At 57.7% G+C, this 24,468-nt stretch carries 29 protein-coding genes and 1 tRNA gene; 15 read left to right on the top strand and 15 right to left on the bottom strand.

The genetic code is table 11. The annotated features are described in order from the left end of the window. Positions 1 to 5 precede the first annotated feature (5 nt). From MD273_RS14275 to pgi, 7 genes are all read left to right on the top strand, one after another. Entirely contained in the window at positions 6 to 1,406 is a 1,401-nt protein-coding gene (locus MD273_RS14275; protein ID WP_239038444.1) for a sigma-54-dependent transcriptional regulator, read from the top strand. 437 nt (positions 1,407 to 1,843) lie between these two features. Continuing rightward, on the top strand, positions 1,844 to 2,116 hold the full coding sequence (locus tag MD273_RS14270) for a hypothetical protein (protein ID WP_239038443.1): 273 nt from the start codon (positions 1,844 to 1,846) through the stop codon (positions 2,114 to 2,116). Next, the gene (pcnB, locus tag MD273_RS14265; protein WP_239038442.1) at positions 2,089 to 3,453 is read left to right on the top strand and encodes a polynucleotide adenylyltransferase PcnB; all 1,365 of its coding nucleotides are present in this window, start codon (positions 2,089 to 2,091) and stop codon (positions 3,451 to 3,453) included. Before MD273_RS14270 ends, pcnB begins: the two co-directional genes overlap by 28 nt. Beyond that, on the top strand, positions 3,450 to 3,962 hold the full coding sequence (gene folK / locus MD273_RS14260) for a 2-amino-4-hydroxy-6-hydroxymethyldihydropteridine diphosphokinase (protein WP_239038441.1): 513 nt from the start codon (positions 3,450 to 3,452) through the stop codon (positions 3,960 to 3,962). The genes pcnB and folK (MD273_RS14260) overlap by 4 nt, the downstream gene beginning before the upstream one ends. A 132-nt stretch (positions 3,963 to 4,094) precedes the next feature. Continuing rightward, positions 4,095 to 4,889, top strand: coding sequence for a 3-methyl-2-oxobutanoate hydroxymethyltransferase (gene panB, locus MD273_RS14255; RefSeq protein ID WP_239038440.1), 795 nt, complete (start codon positions 4,095 to 4,097; stop codon positions 4,887 to 4,889). Next, positions 4,886 to 5,734, top strand: coding sequence for a pantoate--beta-alanine ligase (panC, locus tag MD273_RS14250; RefSeq protein ID WP_239038439.1), 849 nt, complete (start codon positions 4,886 to 4,888; stop codon positions 5,732 to 5,734). The genes panB and panC overlap by 4 nt, the downstream gene beginning before the upstream one ends. A gap of 27 nt (positions 5,735 to 5,761) precedes the next feature. Beyond that, entirely contained in the window at positions 5,762 to 7,423 is a 1,662-nt protein-coding gene (gene pgi, locus MD273_RS14245) for a glucose-6-phosphate isomerase (protein ID WP_239038438.1), read from the top strand. On the opposite strand, the gene folK (MD273_RS14240) is transcribed toward pgi, so the two are convergent. Further along, positions 7,406 to 7,930 (bottom strand): 2-amino-4-hydroxy-6-hydroxymethyldihydropteridine diphosphokinase, encoded by a 525-nt coding sequence (gene folK, locus MD273_RS14240; RefSeq protein WP_239038503.1) that lies wholly within the window; start codon positions 7,928 to 7,930, stop codon positions 7,406 to 7,408. The genes pgi and folK (MD273_RS14240) overlap by 18 nt on opposite strands. Continuing rightward, entirely contained in the window at positions 7,930 to 8,286 is a 357-nt protein-coding gene (gene folB, locus MD273_RS14235; RefSeq protein ID WP_239038437.1) for a dihydroneopterin aldolase, read from the bottom strand. Before folB ends, folK (MD273_RS14240) begins: the two co-directional genes overlap by 1 nt. A gap of 141 nt (positions 8,287 to 8,427) precedes the next feature. On the opposite strand from folB, the gene plsY reads away from it, so the two are divergent. Next, positions 8,428 to 9,021 carry a glycerol-3-phosphate 1-O-acyltransferase PlsY gene (plsY, locus tag MD273_RS14230; protein ID WP_239038436.1) on the top strand — a complete coding sequence of 198 codons (594 nt, stop codon included), beginning with the start codon at positions 8,428 to 8,430 and terminating at the stop codon, positions 9,019 to 9,021. Positions 9,022 to 9,029: 8 nt separating this feature from the next. Here plsY and tsaD read toward each other — a convergent pair whose 3' ends face one another. Further along, the gene (gene tsaD / locus MD273_RS14225; RefSeq protein WP_239038502.1) at positions 9,030 to 10,085 is read right to left on the bottom strand and encodes a tRNA (adenosine(37)-N6)-threonylcarbamoyltransferase complex transferase subunit TsaD; all 1,056 of its coding nucleotides are present in this window, start codon (positions 10,083 to 10,085) and stop codon (positions 9,030 to 9,032) included. 237 nt (positions 10,086 to 10,322) lie between these two features. Between tsaD and rpsU the strand changes: the two genes are divergently transcribed. From rpsU to MD273_RS14200, 5 genes are all read left to right on the top strand, one after another. Then, positions 10,323 to 10,538 carry a 30S ribosomal protein S21 gene (rpsU, locus tag MD273_RS14220; protein ID WP_007153483.1) on the top strand — a complete coding sequence of 72 codons (216 nt, stop codon included), beginning with the start codon at positions 10,323 to 10,325 and terminating at the stop codon, positions 10,536 to 10,538. Between the two features lie 163 nt (positions 10,539 to 10,701). Then, positions 10,702 to 12,432: a DNA primase gene (gene dnaG, locus MD273_RS14215; RefSeq protein ID WP_239038435.1), complete on the top strand. Its 1,731-nt coding sequence runs from the start codon at positions 10,702 to 10,704 to the stop codon at positions 12,430 to 12,432. A 119-nt stretch (positions 12,433 to 12,551) separates the two neighbouring features. Further along, on the top strand, positions 12,552 to 14,408 hold the full coding sequence (rpoD, locus tag MD273_RS14210; RefSeq protein ID WP_239038434.1) for an RNA polymerase sigma factor RpoD: 1,857 nt from the start codon (positions 12,552 to 12,554) through the stop codon (positions 14,406 to 14,408). Positions 14,409 to 14,504: 96 nt separating this feature from the next. Continuing rightward, positions 14,505 to 14,581, top strand: a tRNA-Ile gene (locus tag MD273_RS14205). 91 nt (positions 14,582 to 14,672) lie between these two features. Continuing rightward, on the top strand, positions 14,673 to 15,293 hold the full coding sequence (locus MD273_RS14200; RefSeq protein WP_239038433.1) for a hypothetical protein: 621 nt from the start codon (positions 14,673 to 14,675) through the stop codon (positions 15,291 to 15,293). Here the strand turns inward: MD273_RS14200 and MD273_RS14195 are convergent. From MD273_RS14195 to MD273_RS14140, 12 genes are all read right to left on the bottom strand, one after another. Then, positions 15,248 to 16,225: a phage integrase gene (locus MD273_RS14195; protein ID WP_239038432.1), complete on the bottom strand. Its 978-nt coding sequence runs from the start codon at positions 16,223 to 16,225 to the stop codon at positions 15,248 to 15,250. The genes MD273_RS14200 and MD273_RS14195 overlap by 46 nt on opposite strands. After that, positions 16,222 to 17,487: a phage replication initiation factor gene (locus tag MD273_RS14190; RefSeq protein WP_239038431.1), complete on the bottom strand. Its 1,266-nt coding sequence runs from the start codon at positions 17,485 to 17,487 to the stop codon at positions 16,222 to 16,224. Before MD273_RS14190 ends, MD273_RS14195 begins: the two co-directional genes overlap by 4 nt. A gap of 116 nt (positions 17,488 to 17,603) precedes the next feature. After that, positions 17,604 to 18,749, bottom strand: coding sequence for a zonular occludens toxin domain-containing protein (locus MD273_RS14185; RefSeq protein WP_239038430.1), 1,146 nt, complete (start codon positions 18,747 to 18,749; stop codon positions 17,604 to 17,606). Positions 18,750 to 18,752: 3 nt separating this feature from the next. After that, positions 18,753 to 19,025 (bottom strand): hypothetical protein, encoded by a 273-nt coding sequence (locus tag MD273_RS14180; RefSeq protein ID WP_239038429.1) that lies wholly within the window; start codon positions 19,023 to 19,025, stop codon positions 18,753 to 18,755. Between the two features lie 2 nt (positions 19,026 to 19,027). Further along, entirely contained in the window at positions 19,028 to 20,281 is a 1,254-nt protein-coding gene (locus tag MD273_RS14175) for a hypothetical protein (protein ID WP_239038428.1), read from the bottom strand. 58 nt (positions 20,282 to 20,339) lie between these two features. After that, positions 20,340 to 20,540 (bottom strand): hypothetical protein, encoded by a 201-nt coding sequence (locus tag MD273_RS14170; RefSeq protein WP_239038427.1) that lies wholly within the window; start codon positions 20,538 to 20,540, stop codon positions 20,340 to 20,342. Between the two features lie 8 nt (positions 20,541 to 20,548). After that, positions 20,549 to 20,758 (bottom strand): hypothetical protein, encoded by a 210-nt coding sequence (locus MD273_RS14165; RefSeq protein WP_239038426.1) that lies wholly within the window; start codon positions 20,756 to 20,758, stop codon positions 20,549 to 20,551. A 21-nt stretch (positions 20,759 to 20,779) separates the two neighbouring features. After that, positions 20,780 to 21,076 (bottom strand): hypothetical protein, encoded by a 297-nt coding sequence (locus MD273_RS14160; protein ID WP_239038425.1) that lies wholly within the window; start codon positions 21,074 to 21,076, stop codon positions 20,780 to 20,782. Between the two features lie 233 nt (positions 21,077 to 21,309). Continuing rightward, complete coding sequence (locus MD273_RS14155) at positions 21,310 to 21,576, bottom strand: hypothetical protein (RefSeq protein WP_239038424.1); 267 nt, start codon at positions 21,574 to 21,576, stop codon at positions 21,310 to 21,312. Then, a complete protein-coding gene (locus MD273_RS14150; RefSeq protein ID WP_239038423.1) occupies positions 21,573 to 21,902 on the bottom strand; it encodes a hypothetical protein in 330 nt (109 codons plus the stop codon). Before MD273_RS14150 ends, MD273_RS14155 begins: the two co-directional genes overlap by 4 nt. Further along, entirely contained in the window at positions 21,899 to 22,177 is a 279-nt protein-coding gene (locus tag MD273_RS14145) for a hypothetical protein (protein WP_239038422.1), read from the bottom strand. Before MD273_RS14145 ends, MD273_RS14150 begins: the two co-directional genes overlap by 4 nt. Further along, complete coding sequence (locus MD273_RS14140) at positions 22,174 to 22,377, bottom strand: Cox family DNA-binding protein (RefSeq protein ID WP_239038421.1); 204 nt, start codon at positions 22,375 to 22,377, stop codon at positions 22,174 to 22,176. Before MD273_RS14140 ends, MD273_RS14145 begins: the two co-directional genes overlap by 4 nt. A 179-nt stretch (positions 22,378 to 22,556) precedes the next feature. Between MD273_RS14140 and MD273_RS14135 the strand changes: the two genes are divergently transcribed. Both MD273_RS14135 and MD273_RS19165 read left to right on the top strand, forming a co-directional pair. Next, positions 22,557 to 23,234 carry a LexA family transcriptional regulator gene (locus MD273_RS14135; protein ID WP_239038420.1) on the top strand — a complete coding sequence of 226 codons (678 nt, stop codon included), beginning with the start codon at positions 22,557 to 22,559 and terminating at the stop codon, positions 23,232 to 23,234. 17 nt (positions 23,235 to 23,251) lie between these two features. Then, positions 23,252 to 24,463, top strand: a complete 1,212-nt coding sequence (locus tag MD273_RS19165; RefSeq protein ID WP_239038419.1) for a DUF6161 domain-containing protein — start codon at positions 23,252 to 23,254, stop codon at positions 24,461 to 24,463. Positions 24,464 to 24,468 lie beyond the last annotated feature (5 nt).

Genomic DNA, 24,468 nt, shown 5'->3' with positions numbered 1-24,468 from the left:
CCGCTATGCCCCGCATTCTGATTGTAGAAGATGAAGACATCATTCGTTCCGCCGTGCGCAAACTCCTGCAACACGCCGGCTATGAGGTAGCCGATGCCCGGTCGGTCGAGGAAGCCGAACAGAACCATGAGCCGGATCAGTTTGACCTGATCATTTCGGATCTCCGGCTACCCGGCGCGGCAGGCACCGAACTGATTAACCGTGCGCCCAACACCCCGGTACTGATCATGACCAGCTACGCCAGCCTGCGCTCGGCAGTTGATTCCATGAAAATGGGGGCCGTCGAATACATCGCCAAGCCTTTCGACCACGACGAAATGCTGGCCGCGGTGGAAAACATCCTGGCGCGCCAGGGGCCGGCTGGCGCCGAATCTGACAGCGGGACCGATTCCGGCGACAAACCGGAGGAAAGCGACCCGGCCAGCATCATGTTCGGCCAGTGTGACGCAATGCAGAAGGTGTTCACCCTGATTCGGAAGGTGGCACCGACCGAAACCACGGTCCTGATCCAGGGCGAGTCGGGAACGGGTAAGGAACTGGCCGCCCGTGCCCTGCACCTGCTCAGCCCCCGGGCATCCAAGCCACTGATCTCGGTGAACTGTGCCGCCATCCCCGAGAGCCTGATTGAATCCGAGCTGTTCGGCCACGAAAAAGGGGCCTTCACCGGTGCCGTATCGGCCCGCACCGGTCTGATCGAGGCCGCTGACGGCGGCAGCCTGTTCCTGGATGAGATCGGCGAATTGCCGGCCGAGGCGCAGGCGCGGCTGCTTCGGGTGCTGCAGGAGAGCGAGATCCGCAAGGTTGGCTCCACCCAGAGTCGCAAGGTCAATGTGCGGATGATTGCGGCCACCCACCGCAACCTCAAGGCAATGACCCGTACCGGCGAGTTCCGGGAAGACCTTTATTACCGCCTTAATGTGATGCAGATTCGCATTCCGCCTCTGCGCGAGCGGCAGAGCGATATCCTCGGCCTGGCACGGAGGTTCCTCAAACGCCAGGGCCAGAAAATGGGCAAGCCGAACCTGAACCTCAGTCCCGAAGCCATGCGCGCGCTGGAGCGCCACCGCTGGCCGGGCAACGTCCGGGAGCTGGAGAACGCCATCGAAAGGGCCACCATCCTGTGTGATGGCGATGTGATCACCCCGGCCCTGCTCGACCTGGACAGCGAGGGAGGAGACGAGCAGATCCCCGAAACGCTGGTGGAAGGAAACAACGAGCAGGTCTCCACCCGGGATGCGGATTCAGCCAACGACCTGTCCCTGGAGGACTACTTCCAGCACTTCGTCCTGGAGAACCAGGACCGCATGAGCGAGACAGAGCTGGCCCAGAAGCTGGGCATCAGCCGGAAGTCGCTCTGGGAGCGGCGTCAGCGATTGGGGATACCACGAAAAAAGTCCGGCAGCTGAATGAAGGGGCCTCAGGCCCCTTTTTTTATGCCGAGGCCCGCCAAGAAATGAACCTGGGATCAGTTGTTACCCCCTGTTCCCCACGGTAACACTCCTCCGGAAACAACTGTGACCTCAGTAACACTTGAAAGGAGTACGGGGTAACACTTATTTCCTTCAAAACCGTAAGGCACTGTTAATAAAAGACTTTCAAAAACTGGCACGCACTCTGCAATCTATTAAGCGCACAACAACAAAAACAAGAAGTGGCAACGCAGCGTCAAAACAAATACAAAAAGCTGCAGGAAGACGTTCGGTAACAAAAACAAAAACAGAACGTGAGCGAACTGAGTGTTTTGGGTACTTTGCTTTTTAGTGGTCCCACGGCACGTGTGAGTTGTAGATGTAGAGAAGAATCGCCTTCCAGACGACACTGCATCTGCTGACAGACTCGCCCGATGTCCCTGACCGCTCTGTGTATTCAAAGCTTTCCGTTTGCACTGCTGAGATCCTCCGGACTTGGAGGTATACAGTGGGGTACAAAAATCAAGAAAAATCCCGGCAACAATAAAAACAATGCAGATCGTCAACGCTTTCAGGGCGGATTCGTGAAAACGGATCCGCCTTTTGATTATCTGGCGTGTGCAAATCCTGCCCAAACCGTTAAACTCTCGGTTTTTGCTCACCGCAAATACGGATTTCAATGCCTAAACGACTTGTCGACAGAATAAAATCCCTCATGCCCGGCGGACGGAAGAATCCCCATACCTACCAGCGACGGGAAATCCCCCGGGACCAGCATAATGTATCGCGCTCCGTGATCAGCGAGCCCGCCAAGAAAGTCCTGCATCGGTTGAACAAATCCGGTTACGAGGCTTACCTGGTTGGCGGCGGAGTCCGGGACATCCTGCTTGGCGGCAAACCGAAAGACTTCGACATCGCCACCAACGCTACCCCGGAAGAAGTGCATGACCTGTTCCGCAATTCCCGCCTGATAGGCCGCCGCTTCCGCATTGTTCATGTGGTGTTCGGTCGGGAGGTCATTGAAGTCACCACCTTCCGCGGCAATGCCAACGAAACCGATGACGACAGCACCGACGACGATCGCAAGACCAGCGAGCATGGGCTGCTGCTGCGTGACAACGTCTACGGTACTCAGGAAGAAGATGCACTGCGGCGGGATTTCACGGTCAACGCTCTGTATTACTGTATTCGCGACTTCACGGTAATCGACTTCGCCAACGGCATTGAAGACCTGCGCAACCGTCAGATCCGACTGATCGGCGATCCTGAAACCCGATACCGCGAAGACCCGGTACGCATGCTCAGGGCTATCCGCTTTGCCGGCAAACTCGACTTCGAGATCGAACCGGAAACCGAGGCACCGATACGCGAACTCGCCCCATTGCTCGGCCATATCCCACCGGCCCGGCTGTTTGACGAAGTACTGAAACTGTTTTCCGCGGGCCACGGCGAAAAGACCTACGACCTTCTCAACGAGTACAACCTGCTGGCACCGCTTTTCCCGGAAACCGTAAAAGCGATCGAGGCAGGCGAGCCCGACGAGCTGATCCGCCAGGCGTTGCGCAACACCGATGCGAGGATAGCGCAGGGTAAATCCGTCACTCCCTACTTCCTCTTTGCCGCCATGCTCTGGCCCGCCCTTCAGGCCGAGTGGCGCCGCCGCCAGGATAACGGGGACCCGGTACAACCGGCCCTCCACGGTGCCATCGGCAAGGTGATCGGTCGGCAGGTGCAAGCCACATCCATACCCAAGCGTTTCTCCGGTCCGATGAAGGAAATCTGGGAACTGCAGATGCGCCTGCCGAGACGGCAGGGTAAACGGGCCTTTGGCACCATGTCCCATCCCCGTTTCCGGGCCGCCTACGATTTCCTGCTGGTGCGGGAAGCGGCCGGGGAGATCGAACCGGGGCTGGGCCAGTGGTGGACAGAGTTCCAACAGGCGGATGAACGCGGTCAGGAACGCATGCTGTCCAACCTGGGAAGCGATGCACCGAAAAAACGCCGCCGTCGTCGCAAACCGGTAAAGCGCCAGGCTGCGCAATGACAACGGACGCCTTCATTGGCCTGGGCAGCAATCTCGAAAACCCTGCGGCGCAACTGGCCCGGGCGGTTGCAGAACTTGCGTCACTGCCGCAAACCACACTGGTGGCGCAATCCCCCTTCTATGCCAGCCGGCCGGTCGGCCCCCAGGACCAACCGGATTTCGTGAATGGCGCCGTATGGCTCAGAACAGAGCTGGCACCTCACGCATTGCTTGATCACCTGCAGGCGATTGAACAGCACCACGGCCGGGAACGTCTGCGCCACTGGGGGCCACGGACTCTGGACCTGGACATCCTGCTCTTCGGCCAGGAAACCCTGGGCGACCAACGGCTGGAGGTACCCCATCCTGAACTGGCCAACCGGGACTTTGCGCTCCAGCCGCTGCTGGATCTGAACCCCGACCTGACCCTGCCGGACGGTCGGACCGTCGCCAGCCTCAGGCAAAACTGCCCGGACAACGGTCTCCGGAAACTGCCCCCCATCCCCCGTGAACCCTTCGGCCCGGACTGAAACGCCAACCGCACCCCAGCCCGGACTCACCGTGATACTATTGCCTCAGGCATACCCCCGGATTACCCTTAGCACCTGAATGCCGAAACCACGGCGCAGTCCACGCCCATCCACCCAAAAGGCTAGGATTCTATGGCTGTTACCATCAATACCCTGCGGGAATACAAGCAGAAGGGCGAGGCTTTCTCTGCCCTGACCTCCTATGACGCGACCTTTGCCCAGCTCGTCAGCGAAGCCGGCGTTGATGTCATCCTGATCGGCGACTCGCTCGGCATGGTGCTTCAGGGCAACGACAGCACCCTGCCGGTAACCATGGATCAGATGGTGTACCACACCAGCTGCGTGGCCAAGGGAAACCAGGGCTCGCTGATCATGGCCGACATGCCGTTCATGTCCTACGGTACTGTCGAAGCGGCCCTGGAGAACGCGGCGGAACTGATGCGTGCCGGCGCGCACATGGTCAAACTGGAGGGCACGGACTGGATGAAGGACACGATCAGCGCCCTGAGTGAGCGGGGCGTTCCTGTTTGTGCCCACCTGGGCCTGACGCCCCAGTTCGTCAATAAGTTCGGTGGCTACAAGGTACAGGGTCGCGACGAGAAGGCCGCCGAAATGATGATTGAGCACGCCTGTGAACTTGAGGAGGCAGGTGCAGATATCATTCTGCTGGAATGCGTGCCCGCCCCGCTGGCAGCCCGCATCACCCAGGCGGTCAGGGCTCCGGTAATCGGTATCGGCGCCGGTTCTGACACTGATGGCCAGGTACTTGTGGTACACGATATGCTGGGACTGACCCCGGGGCGCAAGCCACGATTCGTGAAGAACTTCCTGGCCGAAACCGACTCTGTTCAGGAAGCCCTAGCGGCCTATGCCCAACAGGTCCGTGACCGTACTTTCCCGTCCGAGGAGCATACGTTCAAGGCATGAGAACGATCCATTCCCTCAAAGAACTCCGCACCATCCTGCGAGGCTATCGCCAGCAGGACAAGACCATCGGCCTGGTGCCCACCATGGGCAACCTGCATGACGGCCATATATCGCTGGTGCGCAAAGCGGCCGAGTCCGCAGACGTGGTGGTAACCAGCATTTTCGTGAACCCCATGCAGTTCGGGGCCAACGAGGACCTGGACAAGTATCCGCGGACCCTCGCCGAGGACCAGGAAAGACTTGAAGCGGCCGGAAATACCCTGGTGTTTGCTCCACCCGTGGAAGAGATCTATCCGGACGGCCTGGCCCAGCAGACCAAGGTGATCGTTCCGGAAGTCAGCGACGGCCATTGCGGCGCAAGCCGACCCGGCCACTTCGAAGGGGTCGCGACAGTCGTGACCATGCTGTTCAACATGGTGCAACCGGACCTGGCGGTCTTTGGCGAGAAGGATTTTCAACAACTCGCCGTGATCAGAAAGATGGCCCGAGACCTGTTCATGCCCGTGGAGGTCATTGGAGCGCCCACGGTCCGGGAAGAAGACGGACTGGCCAAAAGCTCCCGTAACGGCTATCTCTCCCCGGAGGAACGCAAGATCGCACCGGTCGTGTTCCGGACACTGGAAGCGACCGCCGAGAAACTCGCCAGTGGTCGCACAGACTTCCAGGCCATTGAGAAAGAAGCTGAACAGTCACTGAGCGCAGCCGGGTTACGGCCTGATTATTTCAACATCGTCAACAGCCTGACGCTAAAACCCGCTTCACCGGACGACCACGAGCTGACCATCCTGGTGGCAGCCTTCCTGGGAACCACACGACTGATTGACAACCTGTCGGTGGCGCGCTGACCCTCACACAAGGAAAAGGATCCCCTGATGCCCGAACACTCGGCCGTACTGACCTCGAAACCCGAATGGCAGACACTGAACGAGCGGCGGGACAAGCTCCGAAGCGTCTCCATGCGAGCGCTCTTCGAGCAGGATCCGGATCGTGCCAGCCGGTACTTTATCCAGGGTGCCGGCCTGGCCCTGGATTTCTCCAAGAACCTTCTGACCGACGAGACCCTGTCCGAACTGGTGGCTTTGGCCCGAAGCTGTCGCCTGGAAGAACGGCGTAGCGACCTTCTCAACGGCGCCAGGGTGAATATCACGGAAAACCGGCCGGCACTGCATACTGCCCTTCGCCACCCGGGCAACGAATCCATCCTGGTCGATGGCGTAGATGTGATTGCGGAGGTGCAGAAAACCCTGGACCGAATGGAAGCCTTCGTGAACGGTGTTCTCGATGCCTCCAGAACCGGATTCAGCGGCAAGGCCTTCACAGACGTCGTGAGTGTCGGGATCGGCGGCTCCTACCTCGGTCCCAAGCTGGTAGACGAATCCCTGCAGCCCTACCGGCAAGGCCGAATCCGCTGCCATTATGTTGCCAACATCGACGGTACCGACATCTGTGAGACTCTCCGGCAGGTGAACCCGGAAACCACATTGTTCCTGGTTCAGTCGAAGTCCTTCCGCACCCAGGAAACCCTTGAGAACAGCAAGGTGGCGCGGCAGTGGTTCCTCGACAACGGGGGCAATGAAGCCGCCGTCGCCAGGCATTTCATGGCGGTCACCGCCAACGTTCCGGCGGCCGAGGCGTTCGGCATTGATGCCGACAACGTCTTTCCCATGTGGGACTGGGTCGGAGGCCGCTACTCCCTCTGGTCGGCCATCGGCCTGCCCGTGGCCCTGAGCATCGGGATGGACAACTTCCGGGCGCTACTGGCCGGCGCCCACGCCATGGACAGCCATTTCCGGGAAGCGCCGCTTGAGCGCAACCTTCCCGTAGTGATGGGCCTGCTCAGCGTCTGGTACAACAATTTCTGGGATGCCGAGACCCACGCCATTCTGCCCTATGATCATTACCTGCGCAGCCTGCCGGATCATCTGCAACAACTGGACATGGAAAGCAACGGCAAGAGTGTGACCGAGGCGGGCCAACCCGTGAACTACCAGACCGGCCCGGTGCTCTGGGGGGGTGTCGGCTCCAATGGCCAGCACGCCTATCACCAGCTGATCCATCAGGGCACCCGACTGGTTCCCGCGGACTTCATCATTCCGCTGAAGACTCACAACCCCGTCGCAACCCATCATGCCGACCTGTTTGCCAACTGCCTCAGCCAGTCCCGGGCAATGATGGCGGGCAAGACCCTGGACGAAGCCCGGGCGGAGCTGGCGAACGAGGGTCTGGACAAGGAAACTGTCGAAGCCCTCGCGCCCCACAAGGTGATCCCCGGCAACAAACCGAGCAACACCCTGATCATGGAGAAGGTGGCGCCAGAAACGGTGGGGGCCCTGATTGCACTCTATGAGCACCGAACCTTTGTTCAGGGTGTGATCTGGGATGTAGATTCGTTTGACCAGTGGGGGGTGGAGCTGGGCAAGCAGCTGGGCAAGGGCATTCTCCCCAAGCTGCTCAGCCAGGATGCCATCGGCACCGCCGGTGACAGCTCCACCGACCAGCTGATCCGGAAGTTCCGTTCAGCTAACGGCCTCTGAGATTTTCCGGCCCCGCCACAGGAAGTCCACCGGCCAGAGCTTCTGGCCGGTGTTATAGGCCTGCCAGAGCTGGCGGTAAGTCTTGCCGCACACCGGGTGCACCGCGTTCGGGGCAATATCGGCCAGTGGACGCAATACGAACGCATTCTTCAGGATCTCGCCCCGGGGCAATTCAACACCGTCAATGATGCCGGTCCGGTCACCGTAGGTCAGGATATCCAGGTCCAGGGTCCGGGCACTGAATTTTGGCACATCGCGCCGGCGGCCGTTCTCGGCTTCCAGCTGCTTGAAGCGCCGGGACAGCTCACCAACGCTGAGATCTGTATCCACACCGACCACCAGGTTGAGAAATGGCGAACCGTCAAAGCCGACCGACTCGCTCTCATACACCGGGGAAATCTGCAAGTCACCGAACCAGTCTGCCAGAGCGTCCAGTGCGGCGGTCACGTAACGCTCCCGGTCGATATTGGTACCGATACTGATGTAGACCCGGGCAGTTGCCACCATCATTTGCTTCCCCGTTCGATTCGCACACCCACGGACCTGGCTGCCGGCACTGCACCGGGCTTACGAAGAGTCAGGGTCAGTCGCCCTACCCCGAACTCCTTTATCAGAAGATCCGCCAGCACTTCTGCGGCACGTTCAAGCAACTGTGGTTTCAGTTCCTGGAGACACCGGGCCACCCGCTCACTGACCGCGGCGTAATCCAGGGCATCGGCAACATCGTCCGACTGCCCCGGGGCGCGGTTATCCCAGGCCATATCCAGATCGATCAGGACCTGCTGGGTCACCTTCCGCTCCCAGTCATAAACGCCGATGACGGTTTCGACCGCCAGACCTTCGATCAGGACACTGTCTGCCAAGGAACTCTCCCGGAGTCTTCCACTCTTTGCTGATTGAAATGCACACAACCAACGGATACTGTGATCTGGCTGGTCAGTGATAAACGGGCCGGCATTTTCGCACAGATTGCACCGATTCGTCTCCGCCTCGGGACCGACACCATGGATCTGACCAGCCCTGCCGTAGCCACCGTTGCACTTTGCACCCTTGCCTATCTGTTGGGCTCCGTCCTGTTTGCACTGCCGGTATGTCATCTGTGGAAGCTGCCGGACCCGAGGGCCCTGGGATCCGGCAACCCGGGTGCTACCAATGTCTACCGTAACGGCGGCTGGGCGCCAGCGCTGGTCACCCTCGCCCTTGACGCCTTCAAGGGGTGGCTGCCGGTGTGGATCGCCCACATCGCCGGACTCTCAGTGATGGTGCAGGCAATGGTGGCCCTGTGCGCGGTGACCGGCCATATGATCCCTCTGTTCTACCGCTTCAAGGGCGGCAAGGGGGTAGCGACGGCCCTGGGTGCCGGCCTGGCACTGGCTCCGGTGACAACCCTGATACTGGCGGCCATCTGGGCCGGTGTGATGTGGCGCTGGCGCATCTCTGCCCTGGCCTCGCTGGTAGCCATTGCCTTCGGGCCATTGATCAGCGCCCTGATCGAGCCGAAAACCCTGCCCCTGTTCGGCCTGCTGGCCATCCTGATTGTCGTGCGGCACCGCAACAACCTGATCCGCCTCGCCCAGGGACGGGAAGCCGGGTTCTGACCGCCAGCTCAGTCCACCAGGCCGTCGGCGCGAGGCTCGCTGATTGGCGGCAGAGTATTCATGGGCCACCTTGGTACGGCCACGATGCGCTCGCCGTCCTGCTGACCGGCCTGCATTCGCTGGGCACCGGCATAGGCGATCATGGCGCCGTTATCGGTGCAGAACTCCGGGCGGGCGTAGAACACGTGGGCCTGGAGCTTCCTCGCCATTTTCTCGAGGCCGGCCCGCAGACGCTTGTTGGCACTGACGCCGCCGGCGATGACCAGACGCCTGCAGCCAGTCTGCTCCAGTGCACGCCGGCATTTTATGGTCAGCGTATCAACTACCGCAGCTTCAAACGCCAGGGCGATATCGGCCTTCACCTGATCGGAAAACTCCCCGGCTTCCACGGCAGCATTCACCGTATTGAGGGTGTAGGTCTTAAGCCCGCTGAAACTGAAATCCAGGCCCGGCCGGTCCGTCATCGGTCGGGGGAAGCGGTAACGGTCAGGAATGCCTTTCTCGGCGAGGGCGGCGACGCGGGGACCACCCGGGTAATCCAGGCCCAGCATCTTGGCGGTCTTGTCAAAGGCCTCGCCGGCCGCATCATCCACCGATTCCCCGAGCATTTCGTACTCACCGATGCCATCAACGCGGACCAACTGGGTGTGGCCGCCGGAAACCAGCAACGCCACGAACGGAAACGCCGGCGGGTTATCCTCCAGCATCGGGGCAAGCAGGTGCCCCTCCATGTGGTGCACACCCAGTACCGGCACGCCCAGCGCAAAGCCCAGGGCGTGGGCCACCGAGCCGCCCACCATCAGCGCGCCGACCAGTCCGGGCCCGGCGGTATAGGCAATGCCGTCGATATCCGGACGGCCGCACCCGGCTTCCTCGATTACCTGATCGCACAGGGGCAGGAGCTTGCGCACATGGTCCCGGGACGCCAGTTCCGGCACGACACCGCCGTAGTCGGCATGCATATCGATCTGACTGAACAGCGCATGGGCCAGCAGGCCTTTGTCGGTGTCGAACAGGGCCACGCCGGTTTCGTCACAGGAGGTTTCAATACCGAGAATGAGCATAGATTCGGGCCGCATCAGGTTGGCATGAATGAGAACGGAGCGCATTTTAGCAGAAACCCGAAACCGGAAGGCAGTTTCATCGAACAAACATTGACCTCGCCATGATCCAGGCGCTATTATTGCCGCCCTAAAATATGCACTGGTCGAGTTTTAGCCAATCTGACCAGGTATCGAGCCGCACAGGCAATGCCGTGCGGAGCAAATCAAAACCGAATCTATCAGGTAGGTGATTTTCGAATGCCAGCTGTTAAAGTGAAAGAGAATGAACCGTTTGACGTAGCACTGCGTCGCTTCAAGCGTTCCTGCGAAAAGGCCGGTGTACTGTCTGAAGTGCGTCGTCGTGAGCACTACGAGAAGCCGACCGCTGTTCGCAAGCGCAAAGCAGCCGCTGCCGTTAAGCGTCATCTCAAGAAGCTTCAGCGGGAACAGCGCAAGTTCGAGCGTCTGTACTAAGCTACAGCCAGACGCCGCTTGACTGCAAAGCACTGATTGCCTGTCAGCAACAGGCTGCACAGAGCGATTGAAAATGCCGCCGAGGCCTGGCTTCGGCGGCATTTTTGGCTATGGCCAACACCTGAAGTACCGGCATAAACAGGCCGGCAGACCTGGAGTCTCCATGAGTGGACTGATCCCTCAACGTTTCGTTGAAGACCTGCTCGACCGCATCGACCTTGCGGAACTGATCGGGTCCCGGATCACCCTCAAGAAAGCCGGAGCGAACTACAAGGCCTGCTGCCCCTTCCACGATGAAAAAACACCATCGTTCAACGTGCGACCGGACAAGGGTTTTTATCACTGCTTCGGTTGTGGCGCCCATGGCGACGCCATCAGCTTCGTACGGGAATTCGAAGGCCTGGGCTTTACCGAAGCGGTGGAGGAACTTGCCAAGCGAGCCGGCCTGGAAGTGCCCTACGACCGGGCCGCGCGGCAGGAAATGCAGCAGGCCCGGACCCTGACCGATGCGCTCGACTTCGCTAACCAGTTTTACCGCAAGGCCCTGCGTAGCCCGGGCGGCAACTACGCCCTCGATTACCTGAAGCAACGCGGGCTGGACGACGTCATTATCGAGCGTTACCAGCTGGGCTACGCCCCCGGCACCGGGACTGCACTTTATGACGCGGCGGCACAGGACCTGAAAGGTCCCCTGATCGAGACCGGCACCGTATCGGACCGTTACGGGCGCCCGCGGGACCTGTTCCGTAATCGGGTGATGTTCCCGATCCGCAACACCCGCGGTCGGACTGTGGCTTTTGGCGGCCGGACCCTGGGGGATGACAAGGCCAAGTACATCAACTCTCCGGAGTCGGATGTCTTTCACAAGAGCCGGGAGATCTACGGGCTGTTCGAGGCCCGCCAGGCCATCCGCCAGCTGGACAAGCTCCTGGTGGTGGAAGGCTACATGGACGTCATTGCCCTGGCCCAGTACGGCATCGATTACGCCGTTGCCACACTCGGCACTGCCACCAACCAGGACAGCCTGCAGGCACTGCTGAAACAGGTGCGGCACGTGGTGTTCTGCTTTGACGGTGATAGCGCCGGCTTCCGCGCTGCCGACCGGGCCATGGAGAATGCCCTGGAACTGATGGCGGATGGCCTGCATTTGCAGTTCCTGATGCTGCCGGAGGGCGAGGATCCCGACACATTGATCCGCAAGGAAGGCTCGGACGCGTTCCAGAAACGGATCGCGGGCGCCACGCCACTGTCGCGCTATCTGTTTGACCGGCAGGGCGAGGGTCTGGACCTGCAGTTACCGGAACATCGCGGTGAACTGCGCGCACGGGTTGAGCCGCTGCTTAACAAAATGCCCCGCAGCACCCTCCGGGATGCCATGTGGCATGAGATGCTGCGCCTGTGCGGAGGCCGCAACCAATGGCAGAACCGCCAGCCGCAACAGCGGGGCAAATGGCGAAACGGCGAGTTCCGGGACCGGCCGGCCGAAGAGCGGGTGGACGTCAAACTCAACAAGGACAGCACGCTCTGCCTGGCATTGGTGCAAGCCCCGGAGCTGGCCACCGAAATCTGCGAGCTGGCCCGGCAGTCACGGCAGTTTCCGCAGGCGATGGACCTGGCCACCTGGATCGTGGACCAAGGGATCCGTGATCGTCGCAAGCTGATAGGCGCACTGGCCCTGGATCAACAGGCCCGGGACCGGTTTTACCATCTCTTTGATGGCATCGAACACATTCCCTCACGGGAAAGCACGCTGGCCTCGGCCCGCGAGCTCATCAGTCCGAGCGAGGAAACCTCGCGCCAGCAGAGGCTGGCAGCGCTACTGAGGAACTTTGCCAACCTCTCTGCCGAGGAACGCAACGAACTTCGGGAGCTGAGCGGTGGCATGCAGGAATGACCGCACTTGAAACTTAACCGATTGACCACAATCTAATCAGTCGGTGGCAGAGCAACCACGCGACAGCTATAATGGCTGTTTAACTTTTTTCCTTTTAAAAGCGAGTTCACAGGGTGTCTATGTCAGGCAATTCGCAAAAATCACGTTTGAAAGACCTCATTGCACGAGGCAAGGAACAAGGTTACCTGACTTACGCCGAGGTAAACGACCACCTCCCGGAAGACATCGCCGACCCAGACCAGGTCGAAGACATCATCCGCATGATTAACGACATGGGTATTCAGGTGTGCGAGGAAACTCCCGACGCCGATACCCTGTTGATGACCGAAGGTGACTCCACTGCCGACGAAGCGGCCGCAGCCGAAGCAGCCGCCGCGCTCGCCGCCGTGGAGACCGACGCCGGCCGCACCACCGACCCCGTCCGCATGTACATGCGTGAAATGGGCACCGTGGAACTGCTGACCCGCGAAGGCGAGATCGTTATTGCCAAGCGCATCGAGGAAGGTATCCGGGATGTAATGGCCGCCGTGGCCCACTTCCCGGGCACGGCCGGCACCGTTATTCAGGCGTACGACCGGATCATCGAGAACGAAGGCCGCATCAGTGACATCGTCACCGGCTTCCTGGACCCGGATGATGCCGAGCCGTTCATGGGCGAAGAGACGCCCGCACCGGAGGAAACCAGCTCCGAAGACACAGATTCCGACGATTCGGATGACGACGACAGCTCCAGCGATGACGATAACGACAATGGCCCGGATCCGGAAGAGACCCGGCTGCGGTTCGAGTTGCTGAAAGAAAAGCTGGACGCTGCCGACAAGGCACTTGAGAAGTATGGCCGTTCCGACCAGAAGACGCAGGACGCCCTGAACGAACTGGGCCAGGTCTTCGCGCCGTTCAAGCTCGCCAACAAGGCGTTCGAGGAACTGGTAAACGTCGTTCGCTCCACCAACGACCTGGTGCGTGAGAACGAACGCGCCATCATGCAGATCTGCGTACGCGACTGCAAAATGCCGCGTAAGGATTTCATCAAGTCGTTCCCCGGTAACGAAGTGAACCTGGAATGGGCTGACAAGATCGCCAAGGGCAAAAAGCCCTATGCGGCGGCGATCAGTGAGCGGCTGGACGAAATTGTTCGTCTGCAGAAGCGCATCCATAACGTTCAGACCGAAGTGGACCTGGACGTTGCCGACATCAAGGAAATCAACCGCCGCGTTTCGATCGGTGAAGCCAAGGCCCGTCGCGCCAAGAAGGAAATGGTCGAGGCCAACCTGCGCCTGGTTATCTCCATCGCCAAGAAGTACACCAACCGCGGCCTGCAGTTCCTGGACCTGATCCAGGAAGGCAATATCGGCCTGATGAAGGCCGTGGACAAGTTCGAATACCGTCGCGGCTACAAGTTTTCCACCTACGCCACCTGGTGGATTCGTCAGGCCATCACCCGCTCCATCGCGGATCAGGCCCGCACCATCCGGATTCCGGTGCACATGATCGAGACCATCAACAAGCTCAACCGCATCTCGCGGCAGATGCTCCAGGAGATGGGCCGCGAGCCGACCCCGGAAGAGCTGGGCGAGCGCATGGACATGCCGGAGGACAAGATCCGCAAGGTCCTGAAGATCGCCAAGGAACCGATCTCCATGGAAACCCCAATCGGCGACGACGAAGACAGCCATCTGGGTGATTTCATCGAGGACATCCAGGCGCTCTCCCCGGTGGACTCCGCCACCGCAGAAGGCCTCCGGGAAGCCACCCGTTCCGTGCTGGCCGGCCTTACCGCCCGGGAGTCCAAGGTGCTGCGCATGCGTTTCGGTATCGAGATGAACACCGATCACACGCTGGAAGAAGTCGGCAAGCAGTTCGACGTTACCCGCGAGCGGATCCGTCAGATCGAGGCCAAGGCCCTGCGCAAGCTGCGCCACCCCTCACGTTCCGATCACCTGCGCGGCTTTATTGACGACCAGGGCAACGGATAAGCTCCACAACAGTAGCGGGCGCCACACCTCACCGGTATAATGGCGCCCGCTCTGTTTCCCCATCCGGAAACATCTCGCCATAATGCAATTCTGAACGGGCCTATAGCTCAGTTGGTTAGAGCAGGGGACTCATAATCCCTTGGTCGCTGGTTCGAGTCCAGCTGGGCCCACCATTTTTCAGCCACTTAGAAAGCTCGAAATAAAGCCTCCCTCCAAAGTGTCAACCAAACGTCGACGGCTGCTAAAAACCATCCAGGACGGATCATGTTAGTAAAAGAATTTCTCAGCCAAGCCTTTGCCCCAAAATATCAAATTAATCCAACTCCAGAGTTCAGAAGCACAGCGCGAAAGGCCTACTTCTTTCTTCACTTCGTAATCGGCTTTTACGTTCTATACCTTCTGAACGCTTCGCTGCATGAAAGCTACGAAATAGCCATGCAAAACGGGATCGTCAGAAAATATTCAGAAGGCACCGTTTTGGAAAGTCTGCAAACCTACCTTTTCAACAGCCTTTACTGGAACAGCTTCGAATTTAAAAGTGGCACCGAAACTATCTACCTCATAATAGGTGTTGTTTGGGGAAGCCTAGGATGGGACCGACTAAAAAGTATCAAGACGGATAAAGACGACTCATCGTTCTTCGCTTATTTCGTTGTTGAGTCAAGCGTTTGCATAACACTTGTTGGTTTCGTTACAGCAGCGATTAACGTTTCAAATCGCATCATGGAGGGGCTCTTCTCCAGCGGATCCCCAACGCTAGAGGTTTTGTGGATATGCATCCTCGGCGCAATTTTCGTCATTGGCACTTCGCTACTTTGGACACTAGCCAAAGATAGGAATCAAGAAACAATCAGCAACCGTGGCCCAAGTTCCACAACTTCTTGAAGAAAGCTGGGCGCCAAGTGGGCATACCTCATCGTTAGTTTTAAATCCGAGTGCCCTAGAACCTTCTGGAGCGTGAGTATATGCCCTCCATTCATTACAAAATGGCTGGCGAAAGTGTGTCTACAGATATGCGTAAGCTGCCCCTTAGGCAGCTTGATTTCAGCCCTATTTAACGCAGACCGGAAAGCGCTGTAACAAGACTGGAACGGCAACTCTTCAATCAATTCCTGGTAAAGATCCTTGCTGAGTGGAACCGAGCGACTTTTCCCGCTTTTCGTCCCGGCGTAGGTCACCCGATAAGGAGTGAATGCGGACGGCTTTACCGACTCCGCTTCCGACCACCTGGCGCCGGTTGCCAGAGCCAAGCGCGCCACATGGTAAACCGAGGGATTGGATGAAGCCCTGCACTCTTCCAGGAGCCTTTCGATTTGTTCCTGGTTCAGGAATGCGAGTTCAGGTTCATCTATTTTCAGCCGGCGCAGCCTTTCCAGCGGATTTTTACCTTTCCAGTGGCCTTGTCGGATCAGCTCGTTGAATACGGCCGTCAGATAAGCCTGTTCGTGATTGAGTGTGTTCTCTGAAATTCCGGACTCCACTCTAACCAGGCGATAGGCCGCGAAGTCACCTGATGTAAACCGGATAGCCCTGGGATTCCCTAACCGCTGGACGGTTGCCTCAAGCTTCTTCTTACGGGATTCACCATCCTTCAAAGCATGGCCGTGGTGGACGTACCAGAGCTTGACGAGATCCTGAAGGCTCCGTTTGTCCTGCCTCGGGTTCCAGTCTTCACCGGCTTCATGCTTGGACAGCACCCAGCGTTCATATCTAAGCGCTTCCGGCTTTGAATCAAACGATTTCCGGACGCGCTTCCGCCCTCGCCCACCCGGCTGGATATCAACCTGCCATCGTCCCGATGGAAGCTTTTTGATCATGCAGCCACCTTTGTCAGCAGTCGTCGTTTAATCAGACCATCCTCTACCAGCTGGTAGAGCTCGTTTTCGTATATTTCGCGCCTTCGGTAGTAATTGCAGAGGTCTTCCCAAAGGCCGGATTTCTTCAAGCAGTCCCAGGCCTGGCGCGTGTTAAACCGGTTGCGGGCATAGATGGAGAGCAAGTTGCCAAAGGCCAGGGAGACATTCTTTTCGTTGCCGCAACCGGGTTCCTTTTTTGCGCGTTTGTAGAGCAGATCCGGGGCCGAGTAGCCGAAACCAATGTCATCGCGCAGCTTGGTCCAGATGGGATGGACCCATTCCCGCTTGACCTCGTAACGGTTGCCGGTGAGCGCGTAGCGCCAGAGGCCGGTCAGGTGCGGTACCGCGTCCATGTAGGTGTAGATCGGCTTCATGTTGGCCGTGCCCTGGGAGATCTCGTTCACGATCCGGTGATGGAACCGGATTTCCAGGCGCCAAACGGGCTTATCCGGGTCGTAGCAGGTATCCGGGAAGCAGTCTTCGTTGGTGGCACACTCCCAGATGGACTCCATGAAGGCGCGCTTGTCGGAGACGTCGATTTCCTTGGACTTGTCGTAGAGGCAGACCTGAAGGCTGTTGGCCTTGCCGAAGGTGTAGGTTTCGCCCCGGCCGTTGATGGTGGCACCGTCCAGGCCCTTGAACACCAGGTCACTCAGACCGTTGTGAACGCTGATGGTTTTGGCGCGAGTGACGAAGTGGCTGGCGAAGTCCTGGGGCGGTTCCCAGCCCTGGAAGTCCACGCACAGGTGCAGGGCAATCCCGACCGGTTTAATGCCCTTCAGGAAGACCATGCCCCATTCCGCGAGTTCGTCGTGGATCTCCTGACTGGAGCGCTCATAGAGCCAGCGGGGAGAGGTTTCAATCTTGAGGTGCGTGCCGGGGTTTTCCGCATCCGCGTAGAAGTTCTGGATCAGCAGGGTCAGGCCATATTCCCGGTTCTGCAGGATGTACTTGAACCCCCCTCGCCTACCGGACTGCACCCGGAACGGAATGTTCCGGATGGTAATAGTGGCGTCAAAGCTGGATTCGTAGGCGTCCGCAATTTCAGCCAGGGGTTCCAGTTTGAGACGGCCCTCGAACAGCTGGCGAACGGTGTCCACACCGGTCCAAAGGACGTTCACGTCCTGGAGATTCACTTGCTGCCCTTCGGGACCGATGAACAGATCCCCTTTGCCGGTTTCCCCGGTCCGGATATCAATGCGCTCAAAGTCTTTGATTTTCATCTGTGGCCTTCTGTGGTTGTCTGTGGTGGAAAATCAACTCACGTTGTTTTCTATGAGACGTGTTACAGGGACGTCTCTGCCGCTGGCGCGGCGCGTGGTGGTCGCTCCGCTCGCACTCACGCGCCGCCGCCTTCCTCGGATTTAAAGTCCAGGTATTCCCGGTCCTCCCGCCGATCGTCGTCGCGGTTCGGTTCCCGGTAGCTGTAGTAAGTCACCAGCTTGCCCTCGATCACGCAGAACGGTTCCCCGGTTTTCTGGAACCGGGCGCAGATCCTGGAATGGATCTTTCGGGTACCGGTTTCACCCCAGATCCAGTAGACGTCGTTGACCTTGCCGACGATGCGCCACTTGTCCGAGAGCGGGAGCCAGCCAGGTTCGACTTCGAAGGCGGCTTGGTGGGTGGCCCTGGGCTCCAGCTGGGTTTTCACGGCCCTGGCCTGCCGGGTGTTCCTGACCGGGGTTGTGCCCTGGGCCGGAGTAGACTGTCGTATTTCCTGGGTCGGTGTTTCCGGGTTGTCCTGGGCTTCGCCTGGATTCAGGTACGCCATGACCTTGAAGACACTGAAGACCACGATGGCCAGCGCAGCCGGAATGCCGAACTTGATCAGGGGATGTTTCAGAACGTTGGCGCGGTCGTCGGCCTTCTCTTCCATACCCGCGGCGAAGTCAGTTTTGTTGCGAGTGTGGCTCTTGTAGTACTGGTAGATCTCGGGCTTGTAGCTGCCGTAGAGCTGGCGCATGGGTTGGCCGGGTTTCTGGCCGGTGGCGGCACCCATGTAAACATCGACCCGGTACTTGTTCCTCTGGCCAATCGCGGTCAGTTTGGTGGCGCGATAGGTTTCCTCAACCAGACCTCGGACGAAGGCGCACAGCTGGGCGAGATCCTGGGTGACGAGGACGATTTCGTTGGTTCGGCCATCCTCGCCGACGCAGTGCCGGTGTTCCGTAAAGAACTCCTTCTGGCACTGGGGAATGTTCACGGCCTTCATGCCGCTTTTCCAGAATCGCCAGGCCTCGTCGATGATCCAGATGACACCCGGTGGATGCTTCTCCAGATCGAAGAAGCCGGGGTCATCCTCGGCTTCCTTGTTGTCGAAGGTGGTGACCCTGCCCTGGGGGTAGTCATCCGAGAGACGTCCCAGCTTCAGTGGGATGTTGGTGATGATGTGCCGGCCCGATTCCAGGGCGGGAATAATGACGTTTTCGACCACGCCATAGCTCTTACCGGAGCCTGGCAGGCCTGAGTAACCGACGATGGACATGAATCACCCGATGACTGGCAGACGGCGAAGCAGGAAGCGGGCGACAAACGCCGAGGTCACAGCGGTAAGGCCGTACTGGAATTCCATGATGGTGAGGAAGTACAGCATGTCGCCGGTGAAGCCGGAGGCGAGCGTTTGCGGATCGACGACCTCAATGGCCGGCAGCGTATCGAGCGCAATCTGAAGTACCTCCAGAGCCCCCCAGAAGATGATTCGGGGTACGAACAGAACGATGTCGATCCAGAAATCGAGAACCGCTTGAAAGATCTCAGCCATGGTTAAGCCCTCAGGAATGCGAAGAGCGCGACCCCGGTCCAGAAGAACATGAACAGGAGGGAGAACACGCCGCGATTGTCTTCCAGGATGTCGCAGTGGATGGTGATGGTTTGCGCGTCAGAGATCGGGGTGGACGGCACAGTCCAGACAGGGCAGCTGGTCTGGCTGGGGATCTCGGCCAGGCCGCCCACCGCCTGGATGAGTTCGTTACCCATGATGGCCTGTTTAAAGCCGGTGGCAGTTTCGGTCAGGGTGGGAATGACGTTCAGGCCTTCACTGGAGAAGCCGCCTTCGGGGGCATCGAAGGCGTTATTCAGGGTGTCGTTGATGCTGTTCAGGGTCTGGTTGGCGGTGCCCAAACCATCCTTCAAGTTTTTGTTCACGCCTTCCAGCGCTTTGCCGACTTTATCCAGGCGCTTGTTGGTGCCATCCAGTTTCGTGTTGGTGTCGTTGATCCCCTCCTGGACTTTATCCAGGCCCTTATCGACGGATTCCGGATCGTTCTCGCGCTGGTATTCGTCCGGCGTACCGTCGCCGTCGGTATCGGTGTTCGGTTCTTCCGGGGTTTCCGGTTCCTCCGGAACATCGCTCAGCGGTTCACAGACGAACCCGTATTCATCGATGACGGTGATGGAATCGCCCTGGCAGGAGGGAATGCCATAGTCTTCCGGGATGCAGCGCAGCTCCCCATTCACGAAACCGACCTGTCCGGGGGTATTGCCGGAGCACTGATCGAAGTTGCCACAGGCAGGAATCGGGGAAGTGCCGTATCCCAGGACGACTTCGCCCCGGTAGTCGGGGCTGTCTTTGCTGCACTCGGGATTCTCTTCGGGTGGCAGTAAGCAGCTGCCGTTGAACATGCCGTATTCGCATTCGGTGACGCACTGCTGGGTCGTCGGATCGTAGAGTTCACCGATCTCGGAACACTCTTCCGGGCTTTTGCTGGGATCTGAACATTCCCCGGTGATGGGATCGCACTCGGGGGAATCGGTGTTCCAGTAATACCGATGTTGCGTGCCCAGCCGGTAGTTATCGGTTGGGGACGAGTAATAATTGAGGTTATAGCGGGTGTATTCGGCTTGAACGACACAGCGGTAATCGTAGGCGGTGGCGGCTTCCTTGGTCGCTTCCGCCTCCAGGCACAGCGTATAGGCTTCGGCCTGGGTCTCGGAGGTCGTACTGCCCACCGCAAACGCCAGAGACGGCGAAAACAGGCAGAGCCACAGGATCAGATATCTTTGAACAGGTACACGCACAGCGCCGCTCCCATGACGAAGAAGGTCCAATCCCATAGCTCTGCCACGACTCACGCCCCTACTTGATCATGCTCAGCAGGAGACGGCCGCCCTTACGGACCAGATAGAAGCCGAACAGGGAACCGACGATGGCGATGATCGCCGTTTCTTCGCCGGAAAAATCGACGGTACCGGTCATGGCGGTCCAGTCGGCGGCGGCAGCAGGACCCGCTACCAGGGTAAAGGCCAGAGCGGCCAACGCAATCACTTGCTTCTTCATGGTGTACCTCACTTCAGCATTTTCAGGAGTTGGCGACCGCCCCATGCGACCGCCATCAGTGGCAAGGTGATGCTGAAGCCCTGGAACAACGCTTCAGCAATCATTGCCGGGGTGTACTCGACGGGTGCCGTGTACACCACCTGAGTGATGGCGCCGGTGCAGTCCCAGCCCGAGGCCGTGATTGTCCAGTCGCCGTCACACAGGATTGCTTTGCTCACCGGTCAGTCTCCCCTGCCCGGTTAAGCGGATTTCTTGACGGGTTCCTGGGGCTTGAGCTCCAGGGCCTTGAAGGTGATCTTGCCGCCCTGCCCGGCTTTCATCTGGGCCTTGACGGTGAACATGGCCGGGAGGCGGTCGGCGTGGTTGCGCAGCTGGTCGATGTGCTTGTAGTCGCAGGCGATCTTCATGACTTCGTTGCCGACGCGGTTGTCGTCGTCAGCCTCCGCCGGGGAGTAAGCCCACAGGGAGCCGCCTTTGTTGCCGTCGATGTCGTAGCGGGTGGCGCCGATGATCATCAGGTTCAGGTAGTTTTCCATTGCATCTGTCCTCTGGTGTTGGGTGGTGCTTTCGGTGTTGGCCCGGTACCGGGCGGGTTAATTCCAATCTCTGGCAAGCTGCGCTTGCGGCTTGTGCTCATGGCTCGGAATCAAGGGGCGGTCGTCCTCCCCCGACATCCTCACCACTCCGGATGCGCACTGTGGACCAGCCAGCGACCGCCACAAGGCCAGGGGGCCTTCGGCCCTGGCGCGGGGCGCCAGCCTTGCAGCGCTCACTGCCCGGCCCCCTGGTCGTGCGCGAGTGGTGACGATGACGGGGGCGGACTCGAAGACTTTTCAGGGGCATCCCCCTGGAAGCCAAAGTTCGGGCAGCCAGCCTCTAACCAGGCGCGCAGGACCGAACCGCAGAGGGTCCACAGATCCGTGCCACGCTGAATGGCCTCCTGCTGGAGTTGCAGGTAGCAGGAACTCGGGGCCACCACGTAGAAGCGGCGTTCCTTGTCCTCCACCTGGTCCTGTCTTGGGGGGATGTAGCTCATGGTTGCGTCTCCGTGACGGTGGGAAGATCCAGTTGGCCACCGTCCCAGGCGTCCCTCAGTTGAATGAGGCGATCAAAGGCCGGGCTGTGGTAGTTCCTGGCTTCCAGTTCGTTGATGAGTGCGTCGGTGAACCCGGCCTTGCAGCGGGCGAGGTAGTCGCACGGGTGGTCGGTGCGGACCTCACGCAGCTGACCAAGGCGCTGGGCCAGGGTGTCAAAAAGGCCTTCCAGGGCATCAGGGGTGAGCGCAGAGGACGGACGTGGGCCCTGGAAGGCGAAACTGGCCGCGTTGATGGCGCGGTTGACGTCGTGGCGGTGGAATCTCATGCGGCGGCCCTCAGTGCTTGGCAGGCTTGCCCGACGGCCCAGGCGTTGAAGTCCCGGGTTTCTTCCTGGAGAAGAAATTCAGCCCACAGAATGGTGAGCCGGATGCCGAACCAGTAGAGGTCGGAATCGACGCCCATATAGGCCGACACCATCTGGTGGATCTGGCTGATGCGCATGGCGGCGGCTTCGTATTCGCCTTCCTCGAAGGCTTCACAGGCTTCCTGGAAGCGCAGGCGCATGATGGTTTGTTTCTGGTTACGCAGGTCCGGGGTCATTGCCAGTCCTCCTTATCCAGAGCGTCCTGAGACAGAGCGGCAATGTTCACCAAGCGAGGCTTTCCGATCTTGAGGGACGGCAAGTGCCCCTTTTCGATCATGCCCCTCACCTGCCCTTCCGTGAGCCCGGTCAGTTGAGCGAAGCGCTCCTGGGTCATGACCGGGGTAGCTATCAGAATGATTTGTTTCTGCTCGTCCACTGTTTTGCACTCTGCTACACTGATTTGCACTAACGCTTTTGGGTACTACCTTAGCGCTTTCATGCAATGAATTTAGCACTATTAGGCCATAAATCAAGCCTTAAAGTGTGAAATTTTTAGCCTAATTAGGTTAAATGTTGCAAAAAACTCTAATGTGAGACTTAGGAAGACATTCTTAAATGACTGATTTTGATGGACTTAATGAAAATGAGACTGATGAGTCGGGGAATGTCTCTACTCGGATGAAAACCCTAATGGGCAATCTTTCGGAGAGCGCATTTGCCCAAAAGTGCAAAATCCCGCTTAGCACGATGAGGAAATACCTCTCGGGATCAACACCTGGCCTGGATAAAGCTGCCCAGATAGCAGAGGCAAATGGAGTACCACTGGAGTGGTTAGCCACCGGAAAGAAGCCGACAAAGACAGATTCACAGTTTGAGGATGAGTTTGCGCTTATTCCTGGCTACAACGTCCAAGTAGCCGCCGGCCATGGATCTCTCGCCGGCGACGAATCACCAACTAGAGAACTCGCCTTTAGAAGAAAATGGCTCCGCTTCAGAGGATTGCATGAACAGGATTTAGCATTGGTGTTTGCCAAAGGGGATTCAATGGAGCCGACGATCTCAGACAATGAGACCGTGATGGTAGATACCAGCGAAAAGAAGCTGAGAGATGGGCACATCTACGTGATTCGAAACGGTGACCACCTTTTAGTCAAAAGGGTTCAGACACTTTGGAACGACGGAGTACAGTTGCTGAGCGACAACAAAGAGTATCCACCGCAGGAAATAGAACGCTCCAACCTAGAAAATATGGAAGTCATCGGAAGAGTTGTCTGGGTAGGAAAAGATCTTTAGTTAGAGGGAAGTTTTACGTGGAAGAGAAAAAAAACAGCAGAGCTTATATTAGCATTGAAACCGATATCGGCAAAAAAAAGTTCCACGACCTAGAAAGCCTTATTGAATGGGTAGAACAAGAGGAAGAATTCTGGAGAGATATTTTTGCCACCCGTTCCTCAGGAACTATTAGAAATATTTTTCAAAAATGGGGAGAGGCAAATCAGCAAATATCAACAATATCCGAATCTGAAAGAAAACCTACAGAAAAAAAGAGAGATATCAAGTCAGCGATAGAGACCAAATTTAATAAACGAGAAATAATCTCTTCAATAAACCCGATAGTAGATGAGCTCAAAGAATGCAAACACAACAATGAAGCAGATGGTTTTATAGAAGGATACCAAAATTCTTATACTCAAAATATTAAAAACGACCATTTACGCCTGATAGGTTATATTAAAGGAAAAATATTTTCAGAGAGAGAACACCCAAAAGCGAATTCCGAAAACCGGAAAATTGATAAGTTGATAGCTCAATGGAGCGAGAAAAACGAAGAGCTCCTAGCCTCTTTAGAGCAACACAAGGACGAGCACGAGAAGCTTCTCGATGCCTTGACAACGTCTCAGTCTGATAATTTAGAAACACTTAGATTAACTAAAAACAGCTTCAATCAGGCAATACTAGGCCTCAAACATGCGTTTGATGATTTCCTGAAGGATGCTAACCAGTCTCTCGAATCAGTAAGGGAGACTTATAGAAAACATATGTCACTGAGAGCGAGTGTCGATTACTGGAGTGATCAGGCGAATGAGCATGAGCAGAAAGCTAAAAGAGCATTTACCTGGCTTATAATATTTACACTGGTAACTATATTTACTTTTTTATTTGCAGGTGCACTTATCGTCTTGAGTGCAACACCCGAAGACTTAAATGGCTCTGCATTCAATCTTTCATATGGACATGCAATTAAGGGATTAGTAGCCGCTCTTCTGCTTTCTTTCCTTATATGGTCTATAAAGCTTTCAAATAAAACGTGGCATATACATAAGCACCTTCACCAAGATGCAAAAGAGCGTGTCACAATGATGAAAACGTATTTAGCCCTTGCCAGCGAGGAAAAGAACCTAAGAGAAAATGACGTTGAACTTATATTGAACTCGCTTTTCAGACCCGCGTACGACGGAATAATAAAAGATGACACAGCACCTAGAAGCTTAATGGATTTCATTATGAGAGATAATAAGTAGAAAGC

Origin of the sequence: Marinobacter sp. C7, from assembly GCF_022343555.1 — a bacterium.
GTDB lineage: Bacteria > Pseudomonadota > Gammaproteobacteria > Pseudomonadales > Oleiphilaceae > Marinobacter.
This window is presented reverse-complemented; position numbering and strand designations above follow the sequence as displayed.

What these genes read in the sequence shown, in the direction of transcription:
- MD273_RS14275 (WP_239038444.1), top strand. Translation starts at nt 6, where the DNA reads ATGCCCCGCATTCTGATTGTAGAAGATGAAGACATCATTCGTTCCGCC.
- MD273_RS14270 (WP_239038443.1), top strand. Translation starts at nt 1,844, where the DNA reads ATGTCCCTGACCGCTCTGTGTATTCAAAGCTTTCCGTTTGCACTGCTG.
- pcnB (WP_239038442.1), top strand. Translation starts at nt 2,089, where the DNA reads ATGCCTAAACGACTTGTCGACAGAATAAAATCCCTCATGCCCGGCGGA.
- folK (WP_239038441.1), top strand. Translation starts at nt 3,450, where the DNA reads ATGACAACGGACGCCTTCATTGGCCTGGGCAGCAATCTCGAAAACCCT.
- panB (WP_239038440.1), top strand. Translation starts at nt 4,095, where the DNA reads ATGGCTGTTACCATCAATACCCTGCGGGAATACAAGCAGAAGGGCGAG.
- panC (WP_239038439.1), top strand. Translation starts at nt 4,886, where the DNA reads ATGAGAACGATCCATTCCCTCAAAGAACTCCGCACCATCCTGCGAGGC.
- pgi (WP_239038438.1), top strand. Translation starts at nt 5,762, where the DNA reads ATGCCCGAACACTCGGCCGTACTGACCTCGAAACCCGAATGGCAGACA.
- folK (WP_239038503.1), bottom strand. Translation starts at nt 7,930, where the DNA reads ATGGTGGCAACTGCCCGGGTCTACATCAGTATCGGTACCAATATCGAC.
- plsY (WP_239038436.1), top strand. Translation starts at nt 8,428, where the DNA reads ATGGATCTGACCAGCCCTGCCGTAGCCACCGTTGCACTTTGCACCCTT.
- tsaD (WP_239038502.1), bottom strand. Translation starts at nt 10,085, where the DNA reads ATGCTCATTCTCGGTATTGAAACCTCCTGTGACGAAACCGGCGTGGCC.
- rpsU (WP_007153483.1), top strand. Translation starts at nt 10,323, where the DNA reads ATGCCAGCTGTTAAAGTGAAAGAGAATGAACCGTTTGACGTAGCACTG.
- dnaG (WP_239038435.1), top strand. Translation starts at nt 10,702, where the DNA reads ATGAGTGGACTGATCCCTCAACGTTTCGTTGAAGACCTGCTCGACCGC.
- rpoD (WP_239038434.1), top strand. Translation starts at nt 12,552, where the DNA reads ATGTCAGGCAATTCGCAAAAATCACGTTTGAAAGACCTCATTGCACGA.
- MD273_RS14200 (WP_239038433.1), top strand. Translation starts at nt 14,673, where the DNA reads ATGTTAGTAAAAGAATTTCTCAGCCAAGCCTTTGCCCCAAAATATCAA.
- MD273_RS14195 (WP_239038432.1), bottom strand. Translation starts at nt 16,225, where the DNA reads ATGATCAAAAAGCTTCCATCGGGACGATGGCAGGTTGATATCCAGCCG.
- MD273_RS14190 (WP_239038431.1), bottom strand. Translation starts at nt 17,487, where the DNA reads ATGAAAATCAAAGACTTTGAGCGCATTGATATCCGGACCGGGGAAACC.
- MD273_RS14185 (WP_239038430.1), bottom strand. Translation starts at nt 18,749, where the DNA reads ATGTCCATCGTCGGTTACTCAGGCCTGCCAGGCTCCGGTAAGAGCTAT.
- MD273_RS14180 (WP_239038429.1), bottom strand. Translation starts at nt 19,025, where the DNA reads ATGGCTGAGATCTTTCAAGCGGTTCTCGATTTCTGGATCGACATCGTT.
- MD273_RS14170 (WP_239038427.1), bottom strand. Translation starts at nt 20,540, where the DNA reads ATGAAGAAGCAAGTGATTGCGTTGGCCGCTCTGGCCTTTACCCTGGTA.
- MD273_RS14160 (WP_239038425.1), bottom strand. Translation starts at nt 21,076, where the DNA reads ATGGAAAACTACCTGAACCTGATGATCATCGGCGCCACCCGCTACGAC.
- MD273_RS14155 (WP_239038424.1), bottom strand. Translation starts at nt 21,576, where the DNA reads ATGAGCTACATCCCCCCAAGACAGGACCAGGTGGAGGACAAGGAACGC.
- MD273_RS14150 (WP_239038423.1), bottom strand. Translation starts at nt 21,902, where the DNA reads ATGAGATTCCACCGCCACGACGTCAACCGCGCCATCAACGCGGCCAGT.
- MD273_RS14145 (WP_239038422.1), bottom strand. Translation starts at nt 22,177, where the DNA reads ATGACCCCGGACCTGCGTAACCAGAAACAAACCATCATGCGCCTGCGC.
- MD273_RS14135 (WP_239038420.1), top strand. Translation starts at nt 22,557, where the DNA reads ATGACTGATTTTGATGGACTTAATGAAAATGAGACTGATGAGTCGGGG.